The organism is Pseudescherichia sp. L3 (assembly GCF_024656065.1).
In the GTDB taxonomy this organism is placed as follows: domain Bacteria; phylum Pseudomonadota; class Gammaproteobacteria; order Enterobacterales; family Enterobacteriaceae; genus Pseudescherichia.
Genome location: NZ_JANKYC010000006.1, coordinates 1 through 24,059, shown reverse-complemented (window position 1 = coordinate 24,059; position 24,059 = coordinate 1). Strand labels below are relative to the sequence as shown.

The following is a 24,059-nucleotide window of genomic DNA, read 5'->3' as shown; positions in this document are numbered from 1 at the left end:
AACGATTCTCTTCGATTAGATGATGAAGGCCCAGTGGCCTTCATATCAGGCAGCGCTTACAGTGAACGACGGCGCGTTAACGCAACACCAGCACCTATCAACGCCCCTACCATTCCCCACATAATCATCAGGAAGGCACGGCGCGGGCTATCGCGTTTTACCGGCTCTTCAGGCGTCCGCAAATAACGATATGTCTGAAAACGGGGATCGAGCGTGGGGCCTACGTTGAGGGTGTTCAGCATGGCTCGATTTTGATCATAGTCCAGATCGAACTCGGGCCCCACTGCCTGCAGGTTTTCCAGTCGCGCCTGCAGCATCGGACGCCCTAACAGGAACATCTCTGAGTCGGGAAGCTCGTCAGGTGGGACCTCGGTCTCGCTGCGGGAGATATTGTGCTGCTCGGCCACTTTTAACGCCTGCTCAACGCTGTGCGCCCGACGTTTAAAAATCGCGTTCGCAACCTCTTCCTGACGTTTCACCTGCGCTTTCATCTGGATAGTGCGGGCCGCCCATGCGCCTTTCAGCTCATCGTTAAGATGGCTGGCCGCACGCTGGCTGGCGAAAGCAATATACTGGCGCAGCAGGTTATTTGAGTCAGGCGCGGTCTCTGCCGTCAGCTTAACGCTGTCGCTGAGGTTACGCTGCGCGTCGGCGGGGGTGTACTGAATATTATTAATCAGCTCATCCAGCAGCGCGGCGTCCGCCTTGCTGTTGCCCACCATCCGCTGCTTGTAGTAGTCAGTTTGCAGCCAAAAGTCACGGCGCGTATCCCATGATGCCAGCTGCATAATGAACTCTTTATACGCTTCGTCCATGACCGAGGGCTGATCGACCGGTGCCAGGTTAGCTTTGACGTCAAGATTGCGTAGAAACTGCTGCTGGGAGTAGAACCCGCCCAGCATGTTTACCGTTGGACGATCGGTGATGGCCGTTGCGCCCCACTCCTGCCTGGCGAAAAAGGTGTAGGCCAGCGCGATAAGCGCGAAGGCCAGCGCCACGCCGACAATCCACAATTTCCCCGCCCATAAAGTACGAAATAAACCGCGAATATCCAGTTCATTCTCCATACTTCCTGTATGTTTTCCCGCCAATGGTTGAGTCATCGCTATCCCAGAATTACTTGGTTAGAGTTGGTTTATGTCCACTATTACGACGCATTTTACGTTTGACGCGTTTGATAAAGCGCGCCACTTTCCATGCACGTTTAATGCACCAGCCGTACAGGAAGAAAGCTAGCACAAACAGTGCCAACATCACCCATTCGGGAATAAAATGCAGATATTCTGTCACGACACCCACCGCAGCCAGCAGCGCGGCGGCCAGCGTAATCAGCACAAAGGCCTGACGGGAGGTAAACCCGGCGCGCATGATCAGGTGGTGAATGTGCTGACGGTCAGGCGAGAAAGGACTCATCCCTTTGCGCAGGCGGCGGTACATGATGGCAACCATGTCCATCAGCGGAATAGCAATGATCCACAGTGCCGTCACCGGGCTAATCGGGTGCGTCTGGCCCTGGGTCGTTTCCAGCAGGATCCAAATTACCGTAAAGCCAATCAGCGTACTGCCCGCATCGCCCATAAAGACCTTATAGCGGCGACCGAGGATACCCAGGTTAAGCAGGATATAGGGGAGAATGGCGGCAATCATGGCAAAACACCACATCGCCAGGCTCAGCTGACCGTCAAACCACAGAATGATGCCGATAGCGGCGAAGGAGACGCAGGAGAGCCCACCCAGCAGACCATCAATACCGTCAACCATATTAAAGGCGTTGATGGCAGCCCAGACGGCAAACAGCGTCAGGAAGAAGCCAAACGGCCCGAGAACCATCTCCCAGGTGCCAAAAATGTAGCCGAGACTGCTGAGATAGAGTTTACCCACCACCATCATGATAATAGCGATGACCGCCTGTACGGTGGCACGAATTTTTACGCTGATATCAAAGCGGTCGTCCAGCGCCCCAATGAAAACCAGAACCCCGGCACACATCAGGTAGAGTGCAGCATGCGGAATATAGTAGTCAGCAATAGCAAACGTATAGCAGATCCCCGCATAGACAGAGATACCGCCCACTAAGGGAATCAGTCCCTGGTGACGTTTACGAAAATTTGGTTTATCGACCAACCCTATCTTTTTTGCCACCTTGCGGGCAAAAAAGAGAAAGATAAACGTGAGTAAAAAAATACTGAATAACTCAGTAACCGCAGTGAGTAAATTCACAATGCATGCTCTCAGCAAATGTTGATCCCGGAAGTATAACGACGATGCCCCCTCTCCAAAAGAGATAAAGCAGGTCACAAACGGGCTCTATTGTATATTTTTCATTCAATTAGAACATAATCAGCTTGAATGCTTTGCATTACCACCGCCAGCCATGGCCGACAGCGGATCCCCTGGCTATAGCCTATATTCCATAAATAAAAAACGCCACGTAAAAACGTGGCGTTTACAGGCTTTATTTAAGTTACGAGCGCTTCATCATATCGAAGAAGTCGTCGTTGGTTTTGGTCATCGCCAGTTTATTGATGAGGAACTCCATTGCGTCAATCTCTCCCATCGGGTGAATGATTTTGCGCAGGATCCACATTTTCTGCAGCTCTTCCTGAGTGGTGAGCAGCTCTTCTTTACGCGTACCGGAGCGGTTGTAATCGATAGCCGGGAAGACGCGTTTCTCAGCGATTTTACGCGCGAGGTGCAGCTCCATGTTACCGGTACCTTTAAACTCTTCGTAGATAACTTCATCCATTTTAGAGCCGGTATCCACCAGCGCAGTAGCGATGATGGTCAGGCTACCGCCCTCTTCCACGTTACGTGCAGCACCGAAGAAACGTTTCGGACGGTGCAGGGCGTTGGCATCCACACCACCGGTCAGCACCTTGCCAGAAGCCGGCACGACGGTGTTATAAGCACGCGCCAGACGGGTGATGGAGTCGAGCAGAATGATAACGTCTTTTTTATGCTCAACCAGACGCTTCGCTTTCTCGATAACCATCTCGGCAACCTGAACGTGGCGAGACGCTGGCTCATCAAAGGTAGAGGCAACCACTTCGCCTTTAACCAGACGCTGCATCTCGGTCACTTCTTCCGGACGTTCGTCGATCAGCAGCACCATCAGGACACAGTCCGGGTGGTTGTAGGCAATGCTCTGGGCGATGTTCTGCAGCAGCATGGTCTTACCCGCTTTCGGCGGTGCAACGATCAGGCCACGCTGGCCACGGCCAATCGGCGATGCCAGGTCCAGAACACGGGCGGTTAAATCTTCTGTTGAACCGTTACCACGCTCCATACGCAGACGTGAGTTAGCGTGCAGCGGGGTTAAGTTTTCAAACAGGATCTTATTGCGCGAGTTTTCCGGTTTGTCGTAGTTAACCTCATTAACCTTCAACAGCGCAAAGTAACGTTCACCCTCTTTCGGAGGACGAATCTTACCTGAAATGGTGTCACCAGTGCGGAGGTTGAAACGGCGGATTTGGCTAGGGGATACGTAGATGTCATCAGGACCGGCGAGGTAGGAGCTGTCTGCAGAACGGAGGAAACCAAATCCGTCCTGCAATATCTCTAACACACCGTCGCCAAAGATATCTTCGCCACTCTTAGCATGCTGCTTCAGGATGGCAAAAATGATGTCCTGCTTGCGCATACGAGCCTGGTTTTCCAGACCCATATTTTCGCCGAGAGTAATCAGCTCAGAAACCGGCGTATTCTTTAATTCGGTAAGATTCATAGTGGTGTGGGTTCTTAAACTCGGGGTAAATCTCGAACTTAATTTGTGAATGGTATGGCAGGGTCATCCATGCCTGTTTTAGCGGCCATCAACTCATGTCTGTTCGCTGCCTGCTTACAGGAAGAACACAGAACTGAAACGACAAGACGGATTGAGTGACGAGCCCGGAATCTATCCACTTCTCTCGCGGCGCGGTGGCTGGCGGGAAGCATCGGGTACAACACGGTTCAAACTGACAAGGTCCAAACGACAAAGATATGTTTATTTCGAAGTCAAAACTAACTTAGCACGACTAAAGCCGGGCGTCCAGCAATCCACTAAAATTAGGAGAGCCAGACGCCAGGTGGGGAGAGCCCTTACGCCAGGTTAGCGTCGAGGAACTCTTTCAGCTGCCCTTTAGAGAGCGCGCCTACCTTGGTGGCCGCCACTTCGCCGTTTTTGAACAGCAGCAGGGTCGGGATACCGCGGATGCCGTATTTCGGCGCGGTGCCTGGGTTCTGGTCGATGTTCAGCTTCGCTACGGTCAGCTTGCCCTGGTACTCGTCAGCGATCTCATCCAGAATCGGGGCGATCATTTTGCACGGACCACACCACTCTGCCCAGAAATCGACGAGGGTCAGCCCTTCCGCTTTGAGTACGTCCGTGTCAAAACTGTCGTCGGTCAGGTGAATAATTTTATCGCTCATATTTACTCCACAGGATTATGTCTACCTTATTAAGGTCTGTAGCATAGCCTGGCTAAAGGTTGACGTTATTTCACCCCGTTTATTTGAACGGATGTGCTTTCGTAAAGCAATAGTAAACTGATATTCTACCACACTATGAGCAAAACACATTTAACAGAACAGAAGTTTTCCGACTTCGCCCTGCACCCGAAGGTGATTGAAGCCCTTGAAAATAAAGGCTTTCATAACTGCACCCCCATCCAGGCACTCGCCCTTCCGCTGACGTTGGCGGGTCGGGATGTAGCGGGACAGGCGCAAACCGGTACCGGCAAAACGATGGCGTTTCTGACGTCAACGTTTCATTATCTTCTCTCTCACCCGGCGATCGAAGACCGCAAGGTGAACCAACCGCGCGCGCTGATCATGGCTCCAACCCGTGAACTGGCGGTGCAAATTCATGCCGATGCTGAGCCGCTGGCCCAGACTACCGGCCTGAAACTGGGCCTCGCCTACGGCGGCGACGGCTATGATAAACAGCTTAAGGTGCTGGAGAGCGGCGTTGATATTCTTATCGGCACCACCGGACGCCTGATCGATTACGCGAAACAGAACCATATCAACCTGGGCGCGATCCAGGTCGTGGTGCTGGACGAAGCCGATCGCATGTACGATCTCGGCTTTATTAAAGACATCCGCTGGCTGTTCCGTCGCATGCCTGCGACAAACCAGCGCCTGAACATGCTCTTCTCGGCGACGCTCTCTTACCGCGTGCGTGAGCTGGCGTTTGAGCAGATGAACAACGCTGAGTATGTGGAAGTGGAACCGGAACAGAAAACCGGCCACCGTATTAAAGAAGAGCTTTTCTATCCGTCCAACGAAGAGAAAATGCGTCTGCTGCAAACGCTGATCGAAGAGGAGTGGCCGGATCGCGCCATCATCTTCGCCAATACCAAGCACCGCTGTGAAGATATCTGGGGCCACCTGGCTGCCGATGGTCACCGCGTTGGCCTGCTGACCGGCGACGTGGCGCAGAAAAAACGCCTGCGCATTCTCGAAGAGTTTACCAGTGGTGATATAGACATTCTGGTAGCGACCGACGTTGCCGCGCGTGGCCTGCATATTCCGGCCGTGACCCACGTCTTTAACTACGATCTGCCAGACGACTGCGAAGACTATGTTCACCGTATTGGCCGTACCGGTCGTGCGGGCGCAAGCGGCAATTCAATCAGCCTTGCCTGTGAAGAGTATGCCCTGAACCTGCCGGCTATCGAGACCTACATCGGTCACTCGATTCCAGTCAGTAAATACAATCCGGATGCGCTCCTGAGCGAGCTGCCACCGCCGAAGCGCCTGCCTCGCGCGCGTCCAGGCAATGGCCCACGCCGCACCGGTGGTGGTGCACCACGTAACAGACGTCGTTCAGGTTAATGCCTTATGCTCACCTCTAACTCGCTCTACGCCGCTATTGATTTAGGTTCGAACAGTTTTCATATGCTGGTAGTGCGCGAGGTAGCGGGGAGTATACAGACCCTGACCCGCATCAAACGTAAAGTACGCCTGGCGGCAGGGCTGGACCGCGATAACCGGCTCTCTCCGGATGCCATGGCGCGTGGCTGGCAGTGTCTGCGCCTGTTTGCTGAACGGCTACAGGATATCCCACCCATGCAGATCCGGGTGGTCGCCACGGCAACGCTGCGCCTGGCCGTTAATGCCGGGGAGTTTCTTGCCACCGCGCAGGAGATTTTAGGCACGACTGTCCAGGTGATTAGCGGTGAAGATGAGGCGCGGCTTATCTATCAGGGCGTGGCCCATACGACTGGCGGGGACGATCGCCGCCTGGTCGTCGATATCGGCGGGGCCAGCACCGAGCTGGTCACCGGCACCGGCGCGCACGCTACCTCCCTCTTTAGCCTGTCGATGGGCTGTGTTACCTGGCTCGAACGCTTCTTCGCCGATCGCAACCTGGCTCAGGAAAATTTCGACGCGGCGGAAAAGGCAGCGCGGGAGGTTCTGCTGCCGGTAGCCGATGCGCTGCGTCTTCACGGCTGGAAAATCTGCGTAGGGGCCTCCGGCACCGTTCAGGCGTTGCAGGAGATCATGATGGCGCAGGGCATGGATGAGTGCATCACCCTTGCCAAACTGCAGCAGCTAAAGCAGCGCGCTATTCAGTGCGGCCGTCTGGAAGAGCTGGAGATTGAAGGGCTAACGCTTGAGCGGGCGCTGGTCTTCCCCAGCGGCCTGGCCATTCTGATCGCTATCTTTAGCGAGCTGGAGGTTCAGGGCATGACCCTGGCCGGCGGCGCGCTGCGTGAAGGGCTGGTTTATGGCATGCTGCATCTGCCCGTCGATCACGATATTCGCAGCCGCACGCTGCGCAATCTTCAGCGCCGTTTTATGGTCGACTCCGGTCAGGCCCAGCGCGTGGCTCAACTGGCCTCCCGTTTTGCGGAGCAGGTTCAGGCTGAATGGCAGCTGGAGTCGTTAAGCCGCGAGCTGCTGATGGGTGCCTGCCATCTGCATGAGATTGGCCTGAGCGTCGATTTTAAGCACGCTTCCCAGCACGCCGCCTACCTGGTGCGTAACCTGGATCTGCCCGGCTTCACGCCTGCGCAGAAGAAGCTGCTGGCCACCCTCCTGCTCAATCAGACTAACCCGGTCGATCTCTCTTCGCTGCATCAGCAAAACGCTGTGCCGCCGCGTACCGCGGAGCACCTCTGTCGTCTGCTGCGCCTGGCGATCATCTTTGCCAGCCGTCGCCGGGATGAGTTTTTACCCGATGTCTCTTTGGCCGCTCACGGTGAGGCGATAACGCTGACGCTGCCGGAGGGCTGGCTGGCGACGCACCCGCTGGGTGCTGAGACACTCGTTCAGGAGTGCCAGTGGCAGAGCTACGTTCACTGGGCGCTGGCGGTCAATTAGTCAGTTGTGCCGGGTGGCACTGCGCTTACCCGACCCACCGGTTCCATCACTATTTAGCTTTGGCTTTCGCCATCATCGCCCGAATATTGGCAATACTCGCCTGCCCCTTGTGCATCCGCTCTTCTGCACTCACCACTTTACGCTCCTGCTCCCAGAGCAGATCGTCCTGCGGCAGTTCCAGCAGGAAGCGACTCGGCTCGGGACGCACCAGCTCGCCATACTGACGACGCTCTTTACACAGGGTAAAGTTGAGCTCTTTTTGCGCCCGGGTGATGCCGACATAGGCCAGCCGACGCTCTTCGTCGATGTTCTCTTCATCGATGCTGCTCTGGTGAGGCAGCAGCCCCTCTTCCATGCCGACCAGGAAAACGTAAGGGAACTCCAGTCCCTTGGAGGCGTGCAGGGTCATGAGTTGAACCTGATCCGACTCCTCATCGCTTTCACCCCGCTCCATCATGTCGCGCAGGGTAAAGCGCGTCACCACCTGAGTAAGGGTCATCGGCTCGTCGATCTCCGACCCTTCCAGCATCTCGGTCATCCAGCTAAAGAGCGTGTTGACGTTTTTCATCCGCATCTCCGCTGCTTTGGGGCTGGGCGACGTTTCAAACAGCCAGGATTCGTAGTCGATACCATGGATTAGGTCGCGCACTGCGGCAATCGGCTCCCGTTCAGCGAGACGCTGTACTTCGCTTAGCCAGTGGGTAAAGCGGGTCAGCGACTCGTATCCGCGCCCGCTCAGCGTCTGGGTAAGGCCCATGTCAAAGCTGGCAGCAAACAGACCTTTGTTGCGCGAGTTGGCCCACTCCCCCAGCTTTTGCAGCGTCGCTGGCCCAATCTCGCGCTTAGGCGTGTTAACGATACGCAGGAAGGCGCTGTCGTCGTCCGGATTGGTCAGCACCCGCAGGTAGGCCAGCAGGTCTTTGATTTCCGGACGGGAGAAGAACGAGGTTCCGCCCGAAATACGGTACGGAATACGGTTCTGCATCAGGAATTTTTCAAATACCCGCGACTGATGGTTCCCGCGATAGAGAATGGCGTAATCTTTGTACTGGGTCTTATTAATAAAGTGGTGCGCAATCAGCTCGCCCGTGACGCGCTCGGCCTCATGCTCTTCATGGTTAGCGCTGATCACCTTCAGCTCTGGCCCGTAGCCCAGCTCTGAAAAGAGCTTTTTTTCAAAAACGTGTGGATTGTTGGCGATCAGAATGTTGGCCGCCTTCAGGATACGCCCCGATGAACGATAGTTCTGCTCCAGCTTGATCACCTGCAATGCCGGGAAATCCTGGCTAAGCAGGACCAGGTTCTGTGGACGTGCCCCGCGCCAGGAGTAGATCGACTGATCGTCATCGCCTACCACCGTAAAGCGCGCCCGGGCACCCACCAGCAGCTTAACCAGCTCGTACTGGCTGGTGTTGGTATCCTGATACTCATCCACCAGCAGATAGCGGATCTTGTTCTGCCAGCGCTCGCGCACCTCTTCATTGCGCTGGAGCAGCAGGGTCGGGAGGAGGATCAGGTCATCGAAGTCCAGCACGTTGCAGGCCTTCATATGGGCGTCATACAGGCTGTAGCAGTGGGCAAAAATGCGGTCCCGCTCGCCCCTGGCCTGCGCTGCTGCCTGCGCCGGGGTCATCAGATCGTTTTTCCAGTTAGAGATCGTCGAGATCAGCTGCTGAAGGATCGTTTTCTCATCTTCGATCAACCCTTCGGTAAGATCCTTGAGCAGTGCGACCTGATCGGTATCGTCAAAAAGCGAAAAGTTAGATTTCATGCCCAACGCGGCATACTCGCGCTTGATGATATCCAGCCCCAGGGTGTGGAAAGTGGAGATCATCAGCCCGCGCGCCTCTTTGCGTCCCAGCGTCTGGCCCACGCGCTCTTTCATCTCGCGTGCGGCTTTGTTGGTAAAGGTGACCGCCGCGATATGCCGGGCCTGGTAGCCGCAGCCGCGGATCAGGTGCGCTATCTTGTTGGTAATGACGCGGGTTTTACCGGATCCAGCTCCTGCCAGTACCAGGCAGGGTCCGGTGACGAATTCGACGGCTTGCTGTTGCCCTGGATTTAGACGCATGGGATCACTCAATGAAAGTCGGGAGAGGAGAAAAAACGCGTGGTAGTATAGCCAGCCTAATCCATACCACTCAAGGCACGATCATGGCAAAAACAGCGGCAGCGATGCATATCCTTGTTAAAGAAGAGAAACTGGCTCTGGATCTTCTGGAGCAGATCAAAAACGGCGGCGATTTCGAGAAGCTGGCGAAGAAACACTCTACCTGCCCGTCGGGCAAAAAGGGCGGTCACCTGGGTGAATTCCGCCAGGGCCAGATGGTGCCAGCCTTCGATAAAGTGGTGTTCTCCTGCCCGGTGCTGGAGCCGACCGGCCCGCTGCACACCCAGTTCGGTTACCACATTATCAAAGTGTTGTACCGTAACTAATTATCCGTGTGGCGGCATTGCCCTGCCGCCACCGATAAAAAAGCCTTTTTTATTTCTGCGATTGCAACGTCTGCTGCGCATTGTGCTTCATCACGTGCGTACTAATTGCTGCCTGAAACACTTTAAACATCAGGCCATTAATCAGCGTTGTGATAGTGATGGTGATGAATGCCGTCATGACCCAGTCAATCAGCACAAAACCGCTGCTGAGCAGCGCCGGGCGGTATACTGCCATTCCGCCAAACACCACCCAGTGGCTCAAGCAGTAAAAGCACTGAAACAGGTGGCCTATCAGCGCGTTTTTCTTTACCGTCCATTCGCGAAACGCGGCGAATAGTTCGGTCTGCGTCACCGTCATAGAAATACTGCTGGCCGCCAGGGCAATCATCAGGCAGGTGGTTAAGGTAGTCATCATAGGTCATGGCCTTTGTCGTTGAAGTAGCTGATAAATTCGCTGCCGATATCCTGCAACGTCAGGCTTTTGAAGCGGTCAAGTATTAGCGTTTGTGCGTCGGCAAGTGTCGCTGACATGACCCTATTTACCCCCTGCTCCACCAGACACTGCGGGTTTTCGCTGCGGTTACCTAGCGCAAACAGCGTCGGCTCGCCCAGCGCCTTATAGATATCGTAAAGCGTAATATCCCCAACTGGACGGCACAGCCGCCAGCCGCCGTGATGCCCCTTAGTGGCACAGACAATATTGTTTTCCCGAAGTCCGGCAAGCAGCTTGCGGATGAACGCCGGATTTCCGTCGATAAAGGCAGCCATCTGTTCTGACGTCAGAGGTTTATCCATCTGCTCCAGGTGAAGCAGGATATGTAGCGTCGCGGAGAATGAGTTATTTGTTTTCATGTAATTTACAATATTACATAAGAGTAGCCAACGACAATCCCCAAACGCATAATCATACCAACAAAAAAATATATCATTGATATTTATGGTTAATTATTTTTTTCCTCGTAGTCATTGATCAAATATCATCTTATGTTACTTTAAATATTACATGATATTTAACACTAACAACGAGGCCGTTATGCACAACGCTGAACAAACGCCGGAATGCTTCTGGGAGTCGCACTACGATGCCATGTCCCCTGTGTCTAATGGTATTCCGGGAAAAATTCTGGTGCGCTTCACCGAAGGATTAACACCGGGTAACGCACTGGAACTGGGCTGCGGACGGGGAGATGATGCGGTCTGGCTAGCCAGGCGGGGCTGGCAGGTAACGGCGGTGGATCTTTCTCATCGGGCGCTTGAATATGCTTCGGCAAACGCCGAGCGCGCGGGCGTTCACATTACTTTCGAATGCCATGACCTCACGCAAAGCTTCCCGGCAGGTAAATATGACCTGATTGTCGCCTCCTTCCTGGAGTCACCGCTAGACTTCGATCGTGCCACCATTTTCCGTACCGCGTTGGATCATACTGCTCCAGGTGGTCTCCTCCTCATAACTTCACACGGTAAGGCTCCGAGCTGGTCCAAACACCCACGCCCGTTCCTTTCAGCCAGTGAGGTTCTCGCCACGCTGAAGCCACTGCCACAAGGTTGGAAAGTCGAATTTTGCGAAGAGGTTTCACGGGTGATGGCTGGGCCAGAAGGGCAGCAGGATGAAGTATCCGACTCAGTGGTGGCGCTGCGTCGCGAATAAAAAACGGCCCGGTAGCGAGATGCTTACCAGGCCTACGATTTTGCACTTCTGTAGGTCGGGTAAGCGTGGCGCCACCCGACCCTTTTTCGATCAACCCGCTACGGCGATACGCTTCATATCGGTCATATAGCCGCGCAGCTTCTGGCCCACCTTCTCGATCTCGTGGCTGCGGATTGCTTCGTTCACGTCACGCAGCTGGGCGTTGTCTACCGCCGTGCCCTCTACCGCTTTGCCCAGATCGCCTGCCTGCAGGGTGGTCATGAACTCTTTCAGCAGCGGTACGCAAGCGTAGGAGAAGAGGTAGTTACCGTACTCTGCGGTATCGGAGATCACCACGTTCATCTCATACAGACGCTTACGCGCGATGGTGTTGGCGATCAGCGGCAGCTCGTGCAGCGACTCGTAGTAGGCGGACTCTTCAATGATGCCGGAATCGACCATAGTTTCAAATGCCAGCTCAACGCCCGCTTTCACCATGGCGATCATCAGTACGCCCTTGTCGAAGTACTCCTGCTCGCTGATTTTGCCGTCAAACTGCGGGGCGGTCTCAAACGCGGTTTTGCCGGTCTCTTCGCGCCAGGTCAGCAGGTTCTTATCGTCGTTGGCCCAATCGGCCATCATGCCGGAGGAGAACTCGCCGGAGATGATGTCATCCATATGCTTCTGGAACAGCGGAGCCATGATCTCTTTCAGCTGTTCGGAGAGCGCATAGGCACGCAGCTTCGCCGGGTTAGAGAGGCGATCCATCATCAGGGTGATGCCGCCCTGCTTCAGCGCTTCGGTGATGGTTTCCCAGCCGAACTGAATCAGTTTCTCAGCGTAGGCCGGATCGGTACCCTCTTCCACCAGCTTGTCGAAGCACAGCAGCGAGCCCGCCTGCAGCATACCGCAGAGGATAGTCTGCTCACCCATCAGGTCAGATTTTACTTCGGCAACGAAGGAGGACTCCAGCACGCCCGCACGGTGGCCGCCGGTGGCCGCAGCCCAGGCTTTAGCGATCGCCATGCCTTCGCCTTTCGGATCGTTCTCCGGGTGCACGGCGATCAGCGTCGGCACACCAAAACCACGCTTGTACTCTTCACGTACTTCGGTGCCCGGACATTTCGGGGCAACCATCACCACGGTGATATCTTTACGGATCTGCTCGCCCACTTCCACGATGTTGAAGCCGTGGGAGTAGCCCAGCGCCGCGCCGTCTTTCATCAGCGGCTGTACGGTACGCACCACGTCAGAGTGCTGCTTGTCCGGCGTCAGGTTAACCACCAGGTCCGCCTGAGGGATCAGCTCTTCATAGGTGCCTACTTTAAAACCGTTTTCGGTAGCTTTACGCCATGACGCACGCTTCTCCGCAATCGCCTCTTTACGCAGCGCGTAGGCGATATCCAGACCGGAGTCACGCATGTTCAGGCCCTGGTTCAGGCCCTGAGCGCCACAGCCGACGATAACCACTTTTTTACCCTGCAGGTAGCTCGCGCCATCGGCGAATTCATCGCGTCCCATAAAGCGACATTTACCCAACTGGGCCAGCTGCTGGCGCAGGTTCAGTGTATTAAAGTAGTTAGCCATGGTGATACCTCGTGATGTTGTGTCGTGCTTATTGTTCGGGTCGCGTTCTCGCGAGAATGAATCCACTATATGACAGGAAATGCGTTGCTGAAATTGATATATTCACAATATGACATTGCACTTTCTGCAACGTAAACACAGAGGCTCTGCATATGGATCTGCGCGATCTAAAAATCTTTCTCCACCTGGCGGAGAGCCGCCACTTCGGCCGCAGCGCACGGGCGATGCACGTCAGCCCGTCGACGCTGTCGCGTCAGATCCAGCGCCTGGAGGAAGATCTCGGCCAGCCGCTGTTTGTGCGAGACAATCGCACCGTTACCCTGACCGAGGCAGGTGACGAGCTGCGGACCTTCGCCCAGCAGACCCTGCTCCAGTATCAGCAGCTGCGTCACACCATTGACCAGAAGGGTCCTTCACTCTCCGGAGAGCTGCGGCTGTTCTGCTCGGTAACCGCCGCCTACAGCCATCTGCCACCGATCCTTGACCGTTTCCGCGCCGAGCACCCCTCGGTTGAGATCAAACTCACCACCGGCGATGCCGCCGATGCGGTAGAGCGCGTGGTCACCGGCGAAGCGGATCTGGCGATTGCAGGTAAGCCAGAGGCGCTGCCCGGCGCGGTGGCCTTTTCGATGCTGGAAAACCTGGCGGTGGTGCTGATTGCCCCGGCGCTGCCCTGCCCGGTACGCAGCCAAATTTCGGTGCCGGAACCTGACTGGTCAACGGTGCCCTTTATCATGGCCGATCAGGGGCCGGTACGAAAACGCATTGAGCTGTGGTTCCGGCGGCAGAAGATCAGTAATCCATCGATCTATGCCACCGTCGGCGGCCATGAGGCGATGGTCTCAATGGTAGCCCTCGGCTGCGGCGTGGCGCTGATCCCGGAAGTAGTGCTGGAAAACAGCCCCGAGCCGGTGCGCAACCGCGTGATGATTTTAGAGCGCAGCGATGAGAAGACGCCGTTCGAGCTTGGCGTCTGCGCACAAAAAAAGCGGCTGCATGAGCCGCTTATTAGCGCGTTCTGGGAGATCCTGCCGAACCCTTAACCGGCGAGGAAGAAGCGGAACGCCGGGTTATCGCTCTCGTTATGACAGTAGTAACCCAGTTCGCTTAGCCGGGTTTCGAAATCCGGCTCGTGTTCCCCCAGCTCAAAGGCGGCCAGCACGCGGCCATAGTCCGTACCGTGGCTGCGGTAGTGGAACAGGGAGATGTTCCAGTGGGTGCCCAGCGTATGCAGGAACTTCAGCAGCGCACCGGGAGACTCAGGGAACTCAAAGCTGTAGAGACGCTCCTTAAGCGGCTTCGACGGACGCCCCCCCACCATGTAGCGCACGTGCAGCTTGGCCATCTCATCGTCGGAGAGATCGACCACGCTGTAGCCCCCCTCGCTGAGCAGAGCAAGGATCTCTTTACGCTCCTCCAGCCCGCGGCTCAGGCGCACACCGACAAAGATGCAGGCGTCGTGGGCATCGGCAAAGCGGTAGTTGAACTCGGTCACCGAGCGGCCGCCCAGCAGCTGGCAGAACTTCAGGAAGCTGCCCTTCTCTTCGGGAATGGTGACCGCCAGCAGCGCTTCACGCTGTTCACCCAGCTCGCAGCGTTCGGAAACGTAGCGCAGACCGTGGAAGTTGACGTTCGCCCCGGAGAGCACGTGCGCCAGCCGTTCACCGCGGATGTTGTGCTGGGCGATGTACTTCTTCATGCCCGCCAGAGCCAGTGCGCCGGAAGGTTCCGCTACCGCCCGCACATCCTCGAACAGATCCTTCATGGCGGCGCAGATCGCGTCGCTGTCGACGGTAATGATATCGTCGAGATACTCCCGGCAGAGGCGGAAGGTCTCGTCGCCGATGCGTTTAACCGCCACCCCTTCGGCAAATAGCCCAACCCGGGGCAGATCCACCGGCTGCCCGGCGTCCAGCGCGGCCTTCAGACAGGCAGAGTCTTCCGCTTCCACTGCAATCACTTTAATCTGCGGCATCAGCTGTTTGATAAGCACCGCCACGCCTGCCGCCAGGCCACCGCCGCCAACCGGCACAAAGACGCGGTCAATGTGTGCGTCCTGCTGGAGCAGCTCCAGCGCCAGCGTACCCTGTCCGGCAATCACCATCGGGTGATCGAACGGCGGCACCCAGGTAAAGCCTTGCTGCTGGGCCAGCTCGATAGCCTTCGCTTTTGCCTCATCGAAGTTAGCGCCGTAGAGCAGCACTTCGCCGCCAAAGTTGCGTACCGCATCGACTTTAATATCGGCGGTGGCTACCGGCATGACGATCAGCGCCTTCACCCCAAGACGCGCGGCAGAGAACGCGACGCCCTGGGCGTGGTTGCCCGCCGACGCGGTGATCGCGCCCCGCGCCTTCTGCTCGTCGGTGAGCCCGGCCATCATGGCGTAGGCACCGCGCAGCTTGAAGCTGTGTACCGGCTGGCGATCTTCACGCTTCACCAGGATCACGTTATCCAGCCGCGACGAGAGCTTCTCCATCTTTTGCAGCGGCGTGACCTGCACCGCTTCATAGACCGGCGCGCGCAGTACCGCCCGCAGATACTCCGCCCCCTCGGGGGCGGCGGACAAGGGTTGGGATTCGGCCACGGTTAGCCTCCCAGTTTGGATTTATCGCGTACCGCGCCTTTGTCTGCGCTGGTTGCGAGGCTGGCATAGGCGCGCAGCGCGAAGGAGACCTGGCGCTCACGCGCTTTCGGCGTCCACGCTGCCGCACCGCGTGCGTCCTGTGCTTCCCGACGTGCGGCCAGCTCCTGATCGCTTACCTGCAGCTGAATGCCACGGTTTGGGATATCGATGGCAATCATATCGCCATCTTCAATCAGCGCGATGTTGCCGCCGCTGGCGGCTTCCGGGGAGACGTGGCCAATAGAGAGGCCAGAGGTGCCGCCAGAGAAACGTCCGTCGGTGATCAGCGCGCAGGCTTTGCCGAGGCCCATTGATTTCAGGAAGGTGGTTGGGTAGAGCATCTCCTGCATTCCCGGCCCGCCTTTTGGCCCTTCGTAGCGGATCACTACCACGTCGCCCGCCACAACTTTACCGCCGAGAATGGCTTCTACCGCATCGTCCTGGCTCTCGTATACTTTCGCCGGGCCGGTAAATTTCAAGATGCTGTCGTCCACGCCGGCGGTTTTAACGATGCAGCCGTTTTCGGCAAAGTTGCCGTACAGCACCGCCAGCCCACCGTCTTTGCTGTAGGCGTGTTCCAGCGAGCGGATACAGCCTTCAGCGCGATCGTCATCCAGCGTGTCCCAGCGGCAATCCTGCGAGAATGCCTGGGTAGTACGAATGCCCGCCGGACCCGCGCGGAACATCTTTTTCACCGCCTCGTCCTGGGTCAGCATCACGTCATACTGCTCCAGCGTCTGCGGCAGCGTCAGGCCAAGTATGTTTTTCACTTCACGGTTCAACAATCCCGCACGATCCAGCTCGCCCAGGATACCCAGAACGCCACCCGCACGGTGCACGTCTTCCATATGATATTTCTGGGTACTTGGTGCGACCTTACAGAGCTGCGGCACCTTGCGAGAGAGCTGGTCGATGTCGGTCATAGTGAAATCAATTTCTGCTTCCTGGGCCGCCGCCAGCAGGTGCAGCACGGTGTTGGTGGAGCCGCCCATGGCGATATCCAGCGTCATGGCATTTTCAAACGCGGCTTTGCTGGCGATGTTGCGCGGCAGCGCGCTCTCGTCGTCCTGCTCGTAATAACGTTTAGTGAGTTCAACAATACGTGACCCGGCATTGAGGAACAGCTGCTTACGATCGGCGTGGGTCGCCAGCAGCGAGCCGTTGCCCGGCTGCGACAGGCCCAGCGCTTCCGTCAGACAGTTCATGGAGTTAGCCGTGAACATGCCGGAGCAGGAGCCACAGGTCGGGCAGGCGGAACGTTCTACCTGCTCGCTCTGCTCGTCGGACACTTTCGGGTCCGCGCCCTGGATCATGGCATCGACCAGGTCGAGCTTGATGATCTTGTCAGACAGCTTGGTTTTTCCGGCCTCCATCGGGCCGCCGGAGACAAAAATAACCGGAATGTTCAGGCGCAATGAGGCCATCAACATCCCCGGGGTGATCTTGTCGCAGTTGGAGATACAGACCATGGCGTCCGCGCAGTGGGCGTTGACCATGTACTCCACCGAGTCGGCGATCAGCTCGCGAGACGGCAGTGAATAGAGCATGCCTCCGTGGCCCATCGCGATGCCGTCATCGACCGCAATGGTATTGAACTCTTTCGCCACGCCGCCTGCGGCTTCAATCTGCTCGGCAACCAGCTTGCCCAGGTCGCGCAGGTGCACGTGGCCCGGCACAAACTGAGTAAATGAGTTCACCACGGCGATAATCGGCTTGCCGAAGTCGGCGTCGGTCATCCCAGTGGCGCGCCACAGCGCGCGGGCACCTGCCATGTTACGGCCGTGGGTGGTGGTAGCGGAACGGTACTTAGGCATGCTTTACTCCCAACTCTATTTAATAAATGGGACGGTGCGTGCCGTCCCATATTTATGCTTATTGGTTAACCTGATCCAACCAGCCGTACTTATCTTCTGTTTCGCCGGTGAACAGGCCGAAGAACGCTTGCTGGATGCGCTTGGTTACCGGACCACAGCGGCCTTCGCCCACCTGGATACCGTCTACGCTGCGCACCGGGGTGATCTCGGCTGCGGTACCTGACATGAACACTTCATCGGCCAGATAGAGGGATTCGCGGGAGAGCACCTGCTCGCGCACTTCGATACCCAGATCCTTCGCCAGCTTGATGATTGCGTCGCGGGTGATGCCCGGCAGCGCGGAAGAGGTGAATGGCGGGGTGAACAGAATGCCGTCTTTCACTTCAAACAGGTTTTCGCCAGCGCCTTCAGAGATGTAGCCGTTAACGTCCAGCGCAATCCCTTCCTGATAGCCATGGCGGCGTGCTTCGCTGCCCACCAGCAGGGAGGAGAGGTAGTTACCGCCGGCTTTCGCCGCGGTCGGGATGGTGTTTGGCGCAACGCGGTTCCAGGAGGAGACCATCGCATCGATACCCTGATCCAGCGCTTCCGCGCCCAGGTATGCGCCCCATGGGAAAGCGGCGATGATCACATCGGTGCCGTAACCCTCTGGTGGGTTCACGCCCATGCCCACGTCACCCACGAAGACCAGCGGACGAATATAGGCGCTGGTCAGGTTGTTTTTGCGGATCACCGCCCGGCAGGCTTCCATCAGGTCATCAACGCTTTGTGAAACCGGGAAACGATAGATTTTTGCTGAATCACGCAGACGCTGCATGTGTTCGCGATGGCGGAACACCACTGGTCCTTTGTGCGAGTCGTAGCAGCGGATGCCTTCAAATACAGACGTACCGTAGTGCAACGCATGGGACATCACGTGTACTTTCGCTTCACCCCACGGAACCATCTCGCCATTGAACCAAATGTAATCAGCTTTCTTCGTCGTCATTTTTCTTCCTTTTGCGCTCAGGCGCGGATTTGTTGTGTTGGGGTTGAACGTTGTTGGATCTCAACGCGCGCCACGTCGACCAGTTTGCTCAACTGGCTAAACAGTAATTCGACAGAGCGCGGGCTGGCAACGGTCAATTCAATATTTATGCTCTGCGCATCGGTGGCTGTCTCCATATTCATGGCGCAAATCTGAAAGCCACGGTGGCGAACCACGCGTAAAACACGCTCTAACGTTTCCGGATTGAAGCGGGCCTGAACGGCGACCTGATGTTGCATCATGATAATTTCTCCAGCATTTGTGCGTTGCTTGCACCGGGTGGCACCAGGGGCCAGACGTTCTCAAGCTCATCGATTGAGACATGAAGCAGGTAAGGCCCCTCGCTTGCGAGCATGGCGTCAAGTGCCGCTTCAACCTGGTCTTTACGGGTGATGTGCTGGCCGGGAATGCCGAAGGCACGAGCCAGCATCAGGAAATCGGGGTTATCGGTCAGGGTGGTTTCGCTATAGCGCTCCTGGAAGAAGAGCTGCTGCCACTGGCGAACCATGCCTAAGCGTTGGTTATCCAGCAGGACAATCTTCAGCGGCAGCTGCTTTCGCTTCACGGTGCCCAGCTCCTGCACGTTCATCATGAAGGAGCCGTCACCGGAGATACAGATTACGGTATCATCCGGGCGCGCCACCTGCGCGCCAACGGCGGCTGGCAGGCCAAAGCCCATCGTGCCTAAGCCGCTGGAGGTAATAAAGTTTTCCGGACGGCTGTAGGTCATGTGCTGCGCGGACCACATCTGATGCTGGCCCACGTCAGTGGTGACCACGCTATCCTGCGGCTTGCGGTCGGAGAGCTGTTTTAACAGCAGTGGTGCATAGATGGCGTCACCGGGGTGATCGTAACGCCACGCATATTCATGGCGCATCTCTGCCGCGTGCTGACGCCATCCATCAACCGCTAACGGCTGCTGCAGCGCGGGCAGCAGCGCATTAAGATCGCCCTGCAGCGCAACGTGTGCCTGGCGCAGTTTGTTCATCTCTGCCGGGTCGATATCCATATGGATCACGCTGGCGTGCGGTGCAAAGGTGTTCAGCTTGCCGGTCACCCGGTCGTCGAAGCGTGCGCCTACGGCGATAAGCAGATCGCACTCCTGTACCGCCAGGTTGGCAGCTTTGGTGCCGTGCATCCCCAGCATGCCTAAGTAGTACGGGTAATCGGCCTCAACCGCCCCCAGCCCTTTCAGCGTACAGGTGGCAGGGATCTGCGTCGCGGCGATAAACTCCCGCAGCGCCGGAACGGCCTGCGCCATACCCACGCCACCGCCCACGTACAGCATCGGCTTCTGTGCCCGGGCTAACATCTTGCGGGCTTCCGCAACGTCGGCGTGTGGGAAGGCGTCATCATCTGCAACAGTAGAGAAATGCGGCTCCAGCTCACCCACGGCAACCTGGATATCTTTTGGAATATCGACCAGCACTGGACCTGGACGGCCTGAGTTTGCCACCTGGAACGCTTCCGCCATTACGCGCGGCAGCTCCTCCAGCGACTGCACCAAAAAGCTATGCTTGGTGCAGGCCAGCGACAAACCGAGGACGTCCACTTCCTGAAATGCGTCGGTACCCATAAACGGCGAGGCAACCTGGCCGGTGATAGCCACAACGGGAACGGAGTCGAGCAGGGCATCGGCGAGTCCGGTGATCAGGTTGGTGGCACCGGGACCTGACGTAGCGATGCAGACGCCTGTTTTGCCGGTAGAGCGGGCATAGCCGATGGCCGCCATGGCCGCTCCCTGCTCGTGGCGACACAGCAGATGTTCCACGCCGCCGTCATACAACGCATCGTAAACCGGCATAATTGCGCCGCCTGGGTAACCGAAGACCGTTTCGACCCCCTGCGCTCGCAATGCATGTACTACCCATTGTGCCCCATTCATAGTCAGTTCCCCGTCGTAAATCGTGAGAAACAGAATTTTGTGCTACAACGCATTCTTTGCTCCTCGCTGTTGTTTTAAGGCCATAAAAAAACCCCCGGACCTTTCGGTGCGGGGGTCTTAGTTCGTTAAGGCTTGTTTTTTAAGCCTTTCCTCGTCCAAGTGCAGCCCCGCACGGTGGGATAATAATCACCACCACGCTAATCACGACCAGGCTAATCACTCGTAGAAGGGCTGTCATTTTCTATACTTTCTGGCTTCTTGTTCGAAGGAATACCTAAAGAGTTATCACAGTTTTTGCTAACGACACAAGATTTTTTTATAAGTTTTTTAGTGGCGTGACGGCAAGTATTCATAAAACGTATTGTTTTATATAAGAAAAAGATTAAGTGAAAATAATTCACCTGCGAACGATTTTTCGCGGCTGCGCACCTGCTTCCAGCGTTAAGCATGCGTTGCATCTCTGACACAATTAGTGCGGAACCCAGGCCGTAAAAACGCAGATGCGTAGCTGCCGGTGAAAAAACGCAGCGGCATAATCCTGCAGTCACAGGAGGAGCTATGTCACTGTCGGTTATCTATACCCGTGCGGCGTTGGGCGTCACCGCGCCGCTTATTACGGTTGAGGTGCATATTAGCGCCGGACTTCCCGGCCTTACCATCGTTGGGCTGCCAGAAACCACGGTCAAGGAGGCCCGCGATCGCGTGCGCAGCGCCATCATCAACAGTGGCTATACGTTCCCGGCAAAGAAGATCACTATTAACCTTGCCCCCGCCGATCTCCCTAAAGAGGGGGGACGCTATGACTTACCTATCGCTATTGCGCTTCTGGCGGCCTCTGAGCAGCTCAGTGCATCTCACTTAAGTCAGTATGAGTTTGTTGGCGAACTCGCGCTTACAGGCGCGCTCCGTGGCGTTCCCGGGGCGATCCCCAGCGCTCAGGAGGCCACGCGCGCCGGCAGACAAATTATCGTTGCCAGCGATAACGAAGCTGAAGTGGGACTCATCGAATCCGCCCACTGCCTGATCGCGGGACATCTGCAGGAGGTGTGTGCCTTTCTCGAAGGGAAACATCAGCTTCGGGAGGCCGTACCTGACATCGACGCCATTCCTGCAGCTGAAAACGATCTCAGCGACGTGATGGGTCAGGAGCAAGGTAAACGGGCGCTGGAGATCACGGCAGCAGGCGGGCATAACCTGTTACTGATTGGCCCACCCGGCACGGGTAAGACCATGCTGGCCAGCCGACTGAATAGCCTTTTGCCGCCTTTAGATAACCGTGAGGCGCTTGAGAGCGCGGCGATCCTAAGCTTGATCAATACCGCCATGCTAAAAAAACAGTGGCGGCGCAGACCCTTTCGCTCACCGCATCACAGTGCATCCCTGACCGCTATGGTAGGCGGGGGGGCAATTCCCGGGCCCGGCGAAATTTCGTTGGCGCATAACGGCATCCTGTTTCTGGATGAGCTGCCAGAGTTTGAACGGCGCGTGCTTGATGCTCTGCGCGAACCCATTGAGTCCGGACAGATCCATATTTCCCGAACCCGCGCCAAGGTGACCTACCCCGCCCGCTTCCAGCTGATAGCCGCGATGAACCCCAGCCCTACTGGCCACTATCAGGGGAACCATAATCGTGCAACGCCAGAGCAGACGCTGCGCTACCTGAGCAAGCTCTCCGGACCGTTTCTCGATCGCTTCGATCTCTCTCTGGAGATCCCCCTTCCCCCGCCGGGTCTACTGCGCCAGACGGATAATCGTAGCGAACCTGGCGAGGCGGTACGCGCCCGTGTGCTTGCTGCACAGGCGATCCAGTACCAACGGCAGCAGACGCTTAACGCCCGGCTTGAAAGCGCCGCTATACGCGATTACTGTCAGCTGGTGCCCGAGGATGCCGACTGGCTTGAAGAGACGCTTACGCAGCTTGGGCTATCGATACGCGCCTGGCAGCGCCTGCTTAAGGTGGCACGTACCATTGCCGATCTGGAAGAGAGTGAGACGATACGCAGAGAGCATCTCCAGGAGGCGCTGGGCTATCGCGCTATTGACCGCCTGCTCATTCACCTGCAGAAGATGATGGGATAAAAAAACAGGGGCCGTAGCCCCTGCATCTTAATCGTCGGATTCGGTGTAATCTTCCGCACCTTCCATCTGCGGCTTACCGCCGGAGAGGGTATGGAAGCGCTTCGGACGTTTAATGCGCGTCATGTACTTACTCCAGACGCGTTCCGCTTCGGTGACGGGCTCGCGTTGACCACGGCAGACGGCGACAAACAGCTCTTCCTCTTCGGTCATCGGCTCACGTTTACCGAGATCGAGTTCATTGAAAGCATAACCGTGCCGCTCCAGCAGCTGCGCCTCTTTGATGGTGAAATCACCATGACGAGAGAACCCGCGCGGGTAGTATTTGTTGTCGAAAAAACGATTAGTCGTCGTAAAGCTTTCCGCCATCCTACACACTCCTAATTCTTTGGCCGAGCTATTTATGGCGCGGAGTATTAGTTACGCTTGACAGAGTGTAAAACAAAACATTTAAATCATAACGACAAATAATTTTGCGGAGAAAGCTGTGGATACGGAATTGCTAAAAACTTTCCTGGAAGTAAGCAGGACTCGTCACTTTGGACGCGCTGCAGAAGCGCTCTATCTGACACAATCAGCGGTCAGTTTTCGTATTCGCCAGCTTGAGAACCAGCTTGGGGTAAACCTGTTCACCCGCCACCGGAATAATATTCGTCTTACGGTGGCAGGTGAGAAACTTCTTCCTTATGCAGAGATGCTAATGAATACCTGGCAAGCAGCGCGCAAGGAGGTAGCGCACAGTTCGCAGCACAATGAGTTCTCTATTGGTGCCAGCGCATCGCTATGGGAGTGTATGCTGAACGGCTGGCTGGGTCGGCTCTATCAGACACATAAAAGCTTACAGTTTGAGGCTCGTATCGCACAGCGGCAATCGCTGGTAAAACAGTTGCATGAGCGGCAGCTGGATCTGCTGATTACCACTGAAGCTCCTAAAATGGATGAGTTCAGTAGCCAACTGCTGGGGCATTTTGCCCTTGCGCTCTACTGTACCGTACCGTCGCGCCTGAAATCGACTCTGAACTACCTGCGGCTCGAATGGGGCCCTGATTTTCAACAGCATGAGTCTGGCCTGATTGCCAGCGATGAGATCCCGCTCCTGACAACCAGCTCTGCCGAAATTGCACGCCAGCAGCTAGGAGCGCTTGATGGCTGCACGTGGTTGCCAGTCTCCTGGGCTAAGGATAAGGCCGATCTGCATATGGTGGCTGATACGCTGACGCTCTCACGCCCGCTTTACGCTATCTGGCTGCAAAACAGCGACAAACAGAGCCAGATTAAAGATCTTTTAAAAAACAGTGTGATGGAATGATTCAAGGATACGGTGCAGGGACGCATCGTAGAGATGAGTTTGACAAGAGAGAGTGATAAGGGAGGGAACCCCAAATTGCAGGCAAAAAAAATCCTTTGCCTAAGCAAAGGATCTTAATATGGCAGGGGCGGAGAGACTCGAACTCGCGACACCCGGTTTTGGAGACCGGTGCTCTACCAACTGAGCTACGCCCCTAAATTTTCTTACTATTAAGCCTGCTATAACTGAGCAGGCTTAATTTTATAATAAGTGGCGGAACGGACGGGACTCGAACCCGCGACCCCCTGCGTGACAGGCAGGTATTCTAACCGACTGAACTACCGCTCCACCGAATTTCTTTGTCACTAACCGGGTATTGTGTCCCGGT

At 56.3% G+C, this 24,059-nt stretch carries 23 protein-coding genes and 2 tRNA genes; 7 read left to right on the top strand and 18 right to left on the bottom strand.

Translation table 11 applies throughout. The annotated features are described in order from the left end of the window. Positions 1 to 56: 56 nt before the first annotated feature. The 4 genes from wzzE to trxA all read right to left on the bottom strand — a co-directional run bounded on the left by wzzE (position 57) and on the right by trxA (position 4,410). Complete coding sequence (gene wzzE / locus NR795_RS20055) at positions 57 to 1,103, bottom strand: ECA polysaccharide chain length modulation protein (protein ID WP_144819118.1); 1,047 nt, start codon at positions 1,101 to 1,103, stop codon at positions 57 to 59. Between the two features lie 13 nt (positions 1,104 to 1,116). Beyond that, positions 1,117 to 2,220, bottom strand: a complete 1,104-nt coding sequence (wecA, locus tag NR795_RS20050) for a UDP-N-acetylglucosamine--undecaprenyl-phosphate N-acetylglucosaminephosphotransferase (protein WP_144819116.1) — start codon at positions 2,218 to 2,220, stop codon at positions 1,117 to 1,119. Positions 2,221 to 2,464: 244 nt separating this feature from the next. Then, positions 2,465 to 3,724, bottom strand: a complete 1,260-nt coding sequence (gene rho, locus NR795_RS20045) for a transcription termination factor Rho (protein WP_042394994.1) — start codon at positions 3,722 to 3,724, stop codon at positions 2,465 to 2,467. Between the two features lie 356 nt (positions 3,725 to 4,080). Next, complete coding sequence (trxA, locus tag NR795_RS20040; RefSeq protein WP_042394997.1) at positions 4,081 to 4,410, bottom strand: thioredoxin TrxA; 330 nt, start codon at positions 4,408 to 4,410, stop codon at positions 4,081 to 4,083. Between the two features lie 135 nt (positions 4,411 to 4,545). On the opposite strand from trxA, the gene rhlB reads away from it, so the two are divergent. Further along, complete coding sequence (rhlB, locus tag NR795_RS20035) at positions 4,546 to 5,817, top strand: ATP-dependent RNA helicase RhlB (RefSeq protein WP_144819114.1); 1,272 nt, start codon at positions 4,546 to 4,548, stop codon at positions 5,815 to 5,817. 6 nt (positions 5,818 to 5,823) lie between these two features. After that, entirely contained in the window at positions 5,824 to 7,308 is a 1,485-nt protein-coding gene (gene gppA / locus NR795_RS20030) for a guanosine-5'-triphosphate,3'-diphosphate diphosphatase (RefSeq protein WP_257759165.1), read from the top strand. 49 nt (positions 7,309 to 7,357) lie between these two features. Here gppA and rep read toward each other — a convergent pair whose 3' ends face one another. Further along, entirely contained in the window at positions 7,358 to 9,379 is a 2,022-nt protein-coding gene (gene rep, locus NR795_RS20025) for a DNA helicase Rep (protein ID WP_144819110.1), read from the bottom strand. A gap of 83 nt (positions 9,380 to 9,462) precedes the next feature. Between rep and ppiC the strand changes: the two genes are divergently transcribed. Then, the gene (ppiC, locus tag NR795_RS20020) at positions 9,463 to 9,744 is read left to right on the top strand and encodes a peptidylprolyl isomerase PpiC (RefSeq protein ID WP_024555327.1); all 282 of its coding nucleotides are present in this window, start codon (positions 9,463 to 9,465) and stop codon (positions 9,742 to 9,744) included. A 49-nt stretch (positions 9,745 to 9,793) separates the two neighbouring features. On the opposite strand, the gene NR795_RS20015 is transcribed toward ppiC, so the two are convergent. Then, positions 9,794 to 10,159 carry a DUF1360 domain-containing protein gene (locus NR795_RS20015; RefSeq protein ID WP_222889108.1) on the bottom strand — a complete coding sequence of 122 codons (366 nt, stop codon included), beginning with the start codon at positions 10,157 to 10,159 and terminating at the stop codon, positions 9,794 to 9,796. Beyond that, positions 10,156 to 10,596, bottom strand: coding sequence for an Rrf2 family transcriptional regulator (locus NR795_RS20010; protein ID WP_257759164.1), 441 nt, complete (start codon positions 10,594 to 10,596; stop codon positions 10,156 to 10,158). Before NR795_RS20010 ends, NR795_RS20015 begins: the two co-directional genes overlap by 4 nt. 181 nt (positions 10,597 to 10,777) lie before the next feature. On the opposite strand from NR795_RS20010, the gene NR795_RS20005 reads away from it, so the two are divergent. Beyond that, on the top strand, positions 10,778 to 11,392 hold the full coding sequence (locus NR795_RS20005; RefSeq protein ID WP_257759163.1) for a bifunctional 2-polyprenyl-6-hydroxyphenol methylase/3-demethylubiquinol 3-O-methyltransferase UbiG: 615 nt from the start codon (positions 10,778 to 10,780) through the stop codon (positions 11,390 to 11,392). Positions 11,393 to 11,482: 90 nt separating this feature from the next. On the opposite strand, the gene ilvC is transcribed toward NR795_RS20005, so the two are convergent. Further along, the gene (gene ilvC, locus NR795_RS20000) at positions 11,483 to 12,958 is read right to left on the bottom strand and encodes a ketol-acid reductoisomerase (protein WP_222889110.1); all 1,476 of its coding nucleotides are present in this window, start codon (positions 12,956 to 12,958) and stop codon (positions 11,483 to 11,485) included. Between the two features lie 152 nt (positions 12,959 to 13,110). On the opposite strand from ilvC, the gene ilvY reads away from it, so the two are divergent. Beyond that, on the top strand, positions 13,111 to 14,001 hold the full coding sequence (gene ilvY / locus NR795_RS19995; RefSeq protein ID WP_144819102.1) for an HTH-type transcriptional activator IlvY: 891 nt from the start codon (positions 13,111 to 13,113) through the stop codon (positions 13,999 to 14,001). On the opposite strand, the gene ilvA is transcribed toward ilvY, so the two are convergent. From ilvA to ilvL, 7 genes are all read right to left on the bottom strand, one after another. Then, positions 13,998 to 15,542 carry a threonine ammonia-lyase, biosynthetic gene (gene ilvA / locus NR795_RS19990; protein ID WP_257759162.1) on the bottom strand — a complete coding sequence of 515 codons (1,545 nt, stop codon included), beginning with the start codon at positions 15,540 to 15,542 and terminating at the stop codon, positions 13,998 to 14,000. The two genes, ilvY and ilvA, sit on opposite strands and share 4 nt — an antisense overlap. Before the next feature lie 2 nt (positions 15,543 to 15,544). Then, positions 15,545 to 17,395 carry a dihydroxy-acid dehydratase gene (ilvD, locus tag NR795_RS19985; protein WP_144819098.1) on the bottom strand — a complete coding sequence of 617 codons (1,851 nt, stop codon included), beginning with the start codon at positions 17,393 to 17,395 and terminating at the stop codon, positions 15,545 to 15,547. A gap of 58 nt (positions 17,396 to 17,453) precedes the next feature. Next, positions 17,454 to 18,383 (bottom strand): branched-chain amino acid transaminase, encoded by a 930-nt coding sequence (locus NR795_RS19980; protein WP_257759161.1) that lies wholly within the window; start codon positions 18,381 to 18,383, stop codon positions 17,454 to 17,456. Between the two features lie 17 nt (positions 18,384 to 18,400). Further along, the gene (gene ilvM / locus NR795_RS19975) at positions 18,401 to 18,664 is read right to left on the bottom strand and encodes an acetolactate synthase 2 small subunit (protein ID WP_042395027.1); all 264 of its coding nucleotides are present in this window, start codon (positions 18,662 to 18,664) and stop codon (positions 18,401 to 18,403) included. Next, complete coding sequence (gene ilvG, locus NR795_RS19970; protein ID WP_257759160.1) at positions 18,661 to 20,307, bottom strand: acetolactate synthase 2 catalytic subunit; 1,647 nt, start codon at positions 20,305 to 20,307, stop codon at positions 18,661 to 18,663. Before ilvG ends, ilvM begins: the two co-directional genes overlap by 4 nt. A 2-nt stretch (positions 20,308 to 20,309) precedes the next feature. Then, complete coding sequence (gene ilvX, locus NR795_RS19965) at positions 20,310 to 20,360, bottom strand: peptide IlvX (protein ID WP_208674148.1); 51 nt, start codon at positions 20,358 to 20,360, stop codon at positions 20,310 to 20,312. 86 nt (positions 20,361 to 20,446) lie between these two features. Next, entirely contained in the window at positions 20,447 to 20,545 is a 99-nt protein-coding gene (gene ilvL / locus NR795_RS19960) for an ilv operon leader peptide (RefSeq protein WP_001311244.1), read from the bottom strand. Between the two features lie 320 nt (positions 20,546 to 20,865). Between ilvL and NR795_RS19955 the strand changes: the two genes are divergently transcribed. Next, on the top strand, positions 20,866 to 22,386 hold the full coding sequence (locus NR795_RS19955; protein ID WP_238082114.1) for a YifB family Mg chelatase-like AAA ATPase: 1,521 nt from the start codon (positions 20,866 to 20,868) through the stop codon (positions 22,384 to 22,386). Between the two features lie 27 nt (positions 22,387 to 22,413). Here NR795_RS19955 and NR795_RS19950 read toward each other — a convergent pair whose 3' ends face one another. Next, the gene (locus NR795_RS19950) at positions 22,414 to 22,752 is read right to left on the bottom strand and encodes a DUF413 domain-containing protein (RefSeq protein ID WP_144819090.1); all 339 of its coding nucleotides are present in this window, start codon (positions 22,750 to 22,752) and stop codon (positions 22,414 to 22,416) included. Between the two features lie 118 nt (positions 22,753 to 22,870). Here NR795_RS19950 and hdfR point away from each other — a divergent pair, with 118 nt between their 5' ends. After that, a complete protein-coding gene (gene hdfR, locus NR795_RS19945; protein WP_257759158.1) occupies positions 22,871 to 23,692 on the top strand; it encodes an HTH-type transcriptional regulator HdfR in 822 nt (273 codons plus the stop codon). Between the two features lie 119 nt (positions 23,693 to 23,811). On the opposite strand, the gene NR795_RS19940 is transcribed toward hdfR, so the two are convergent. After that, a tRNA-Trp gene (locus NR795_RS19940) sits at positions 23,812 to 23,887 on the bottom strand. Between the two features lie 55 nt (positions 23,888 to 23,942). Next, positions 23,943 to 24,019 (bottom strand) — tRNA-Asp (locus NR795_RS19935). Positions 24,020 to 24,059 lie beyond the last annotated feature (40 nt).

Excerpts from the sequence above, each read along its gene's own strand:
- NR795_RS20005 (WP_257759163.1), top strand. The coding sequence starts at position 10,778 with ATGCACAACGCTGAACAAACGCCGGAATGCTTCTGGGAGTCGCACTAC.
- rho (WP_042394994.1), bottom strand. The coding sequence starts at position 3,724 with ATGAATCTTACCGAATTAAAGAATACGCCGGTTTCTGAGCTGATTACT.
- wzzE (WP_144819118.1), bottom strand. The coding sequence starts at position 1,103 with ATGACTCAACCATTGGCGGGAAAACATACAGGAAGTATGGAGAATGAA.
- ilvG (WP_257759160.1), bottom strand. The coding sequence starts at position 20,307 with ATGAATGGGGCACAATGGGTAGTACATGCATTGCGAGCGCAGGGGGTC.
- NR795_RS20015 (WP_222889108.1), bottom strand. The coding sequence starts at position 10,159 with ATGATGACTACCTTAACCACCTGCCTGATGATTGCCCTGGCGGCCAGC.
- NR795_RS20010 (WP_257759164.1), bottom strand. The coding sequence starts at position 10,596 with ATGAAAACAAATAACTCATTCTCCGCGACGCTACATATCCTGCTTCAC.
- ilvL (WP_001311244.1), bottom strand. The coding sequence starts at position 20,545 with ATGACAGCCCTTCTACGAGTGATTAGCCTGGTCGTGATTAGCGTGGTG.
- NR795_RS19950 (WP_144819090.1), bottom strand. The coding sequence starts at position 22,752 with ATGGCGGAAAGCTTTACGACGACTAATCGTTTTTTCGACAACAAATAC.
- NR795_RS19980 (WP_257759161.1), bottom strand. The coding sequence starts at position 18,383 with ATGACGACGAAGAAAGCTGATTACATTTGGTTCAATGGCGAGATGGTT.
- ppiC (WP_024555327.1), top strand. The coding sequence starts at position 9,463 with ATGGCAAAAACAGCGGCAGCGATGCATATCCTTGTTAAAGAAGAGAAA.
- gppA (WP_257759165.1), top strand. The coding sequence starts at position 5,824 with ATGCTCACCTCTAACTCGCTCTACGCCGCTATTGATTTAGGTTCGAAC.
- ilvM (WP_042395027.1), bottom strand. The coding sequence starts at position 18,664 with ATGATGCAACATCAGGTCGCCGTTCAGGCCCGCTTCAATCCGGAAACG.
- ilvC (WP_222889110.1), bottom strand. The coding sequence starts at position 12,958 with ATGGCTAACTACTTTAATACACTGAACCTGCGCCAGCAGCTGGCCCAG.
- trxA (WP_042394997.1), bottom strand. The coding sequence starts at position 4,410 with ATGAGCGATAAAATTATTCACCTGACCGACGACAGTTTTGACACGGAC.
- NR795_RS19955 (WP_238082114.1), top strand. The coding sequence starts at position 20,866 with ATGTCACTGTCGGTTATCTATACCCGTGCGGCGTTGGGCGTCACCGCG.
- rep (WP_144819110.1), bottom strand. The coding sequence starts at position 9,379 with ATGCGTCTAAATCCAGGGCAACAGCAAGCCGTCGAATTCGTCACCGGA.
- ilvY (WP_144819102.1), top strand. The coding sequence starts at position 13,111 with ATGGATCTGCGCGATCTAAAAATCTTTCTCCACCTGGCGGAGAGCCGC.
- ilvD (WP_144819098.1), bottom strand. The coding sequence starts at position 17,395 with ATGCCTAAGTACCGTTCCGCTACCACCACCCACGGCCGTAACATGGCA.
- rhlB (WP_144819114.1), top strand. The coding sequence starts at position 4,546 with ATGAGCAAAACACATTTAACAGAACAGAAGTTTTCCGACTTCGCCCTG.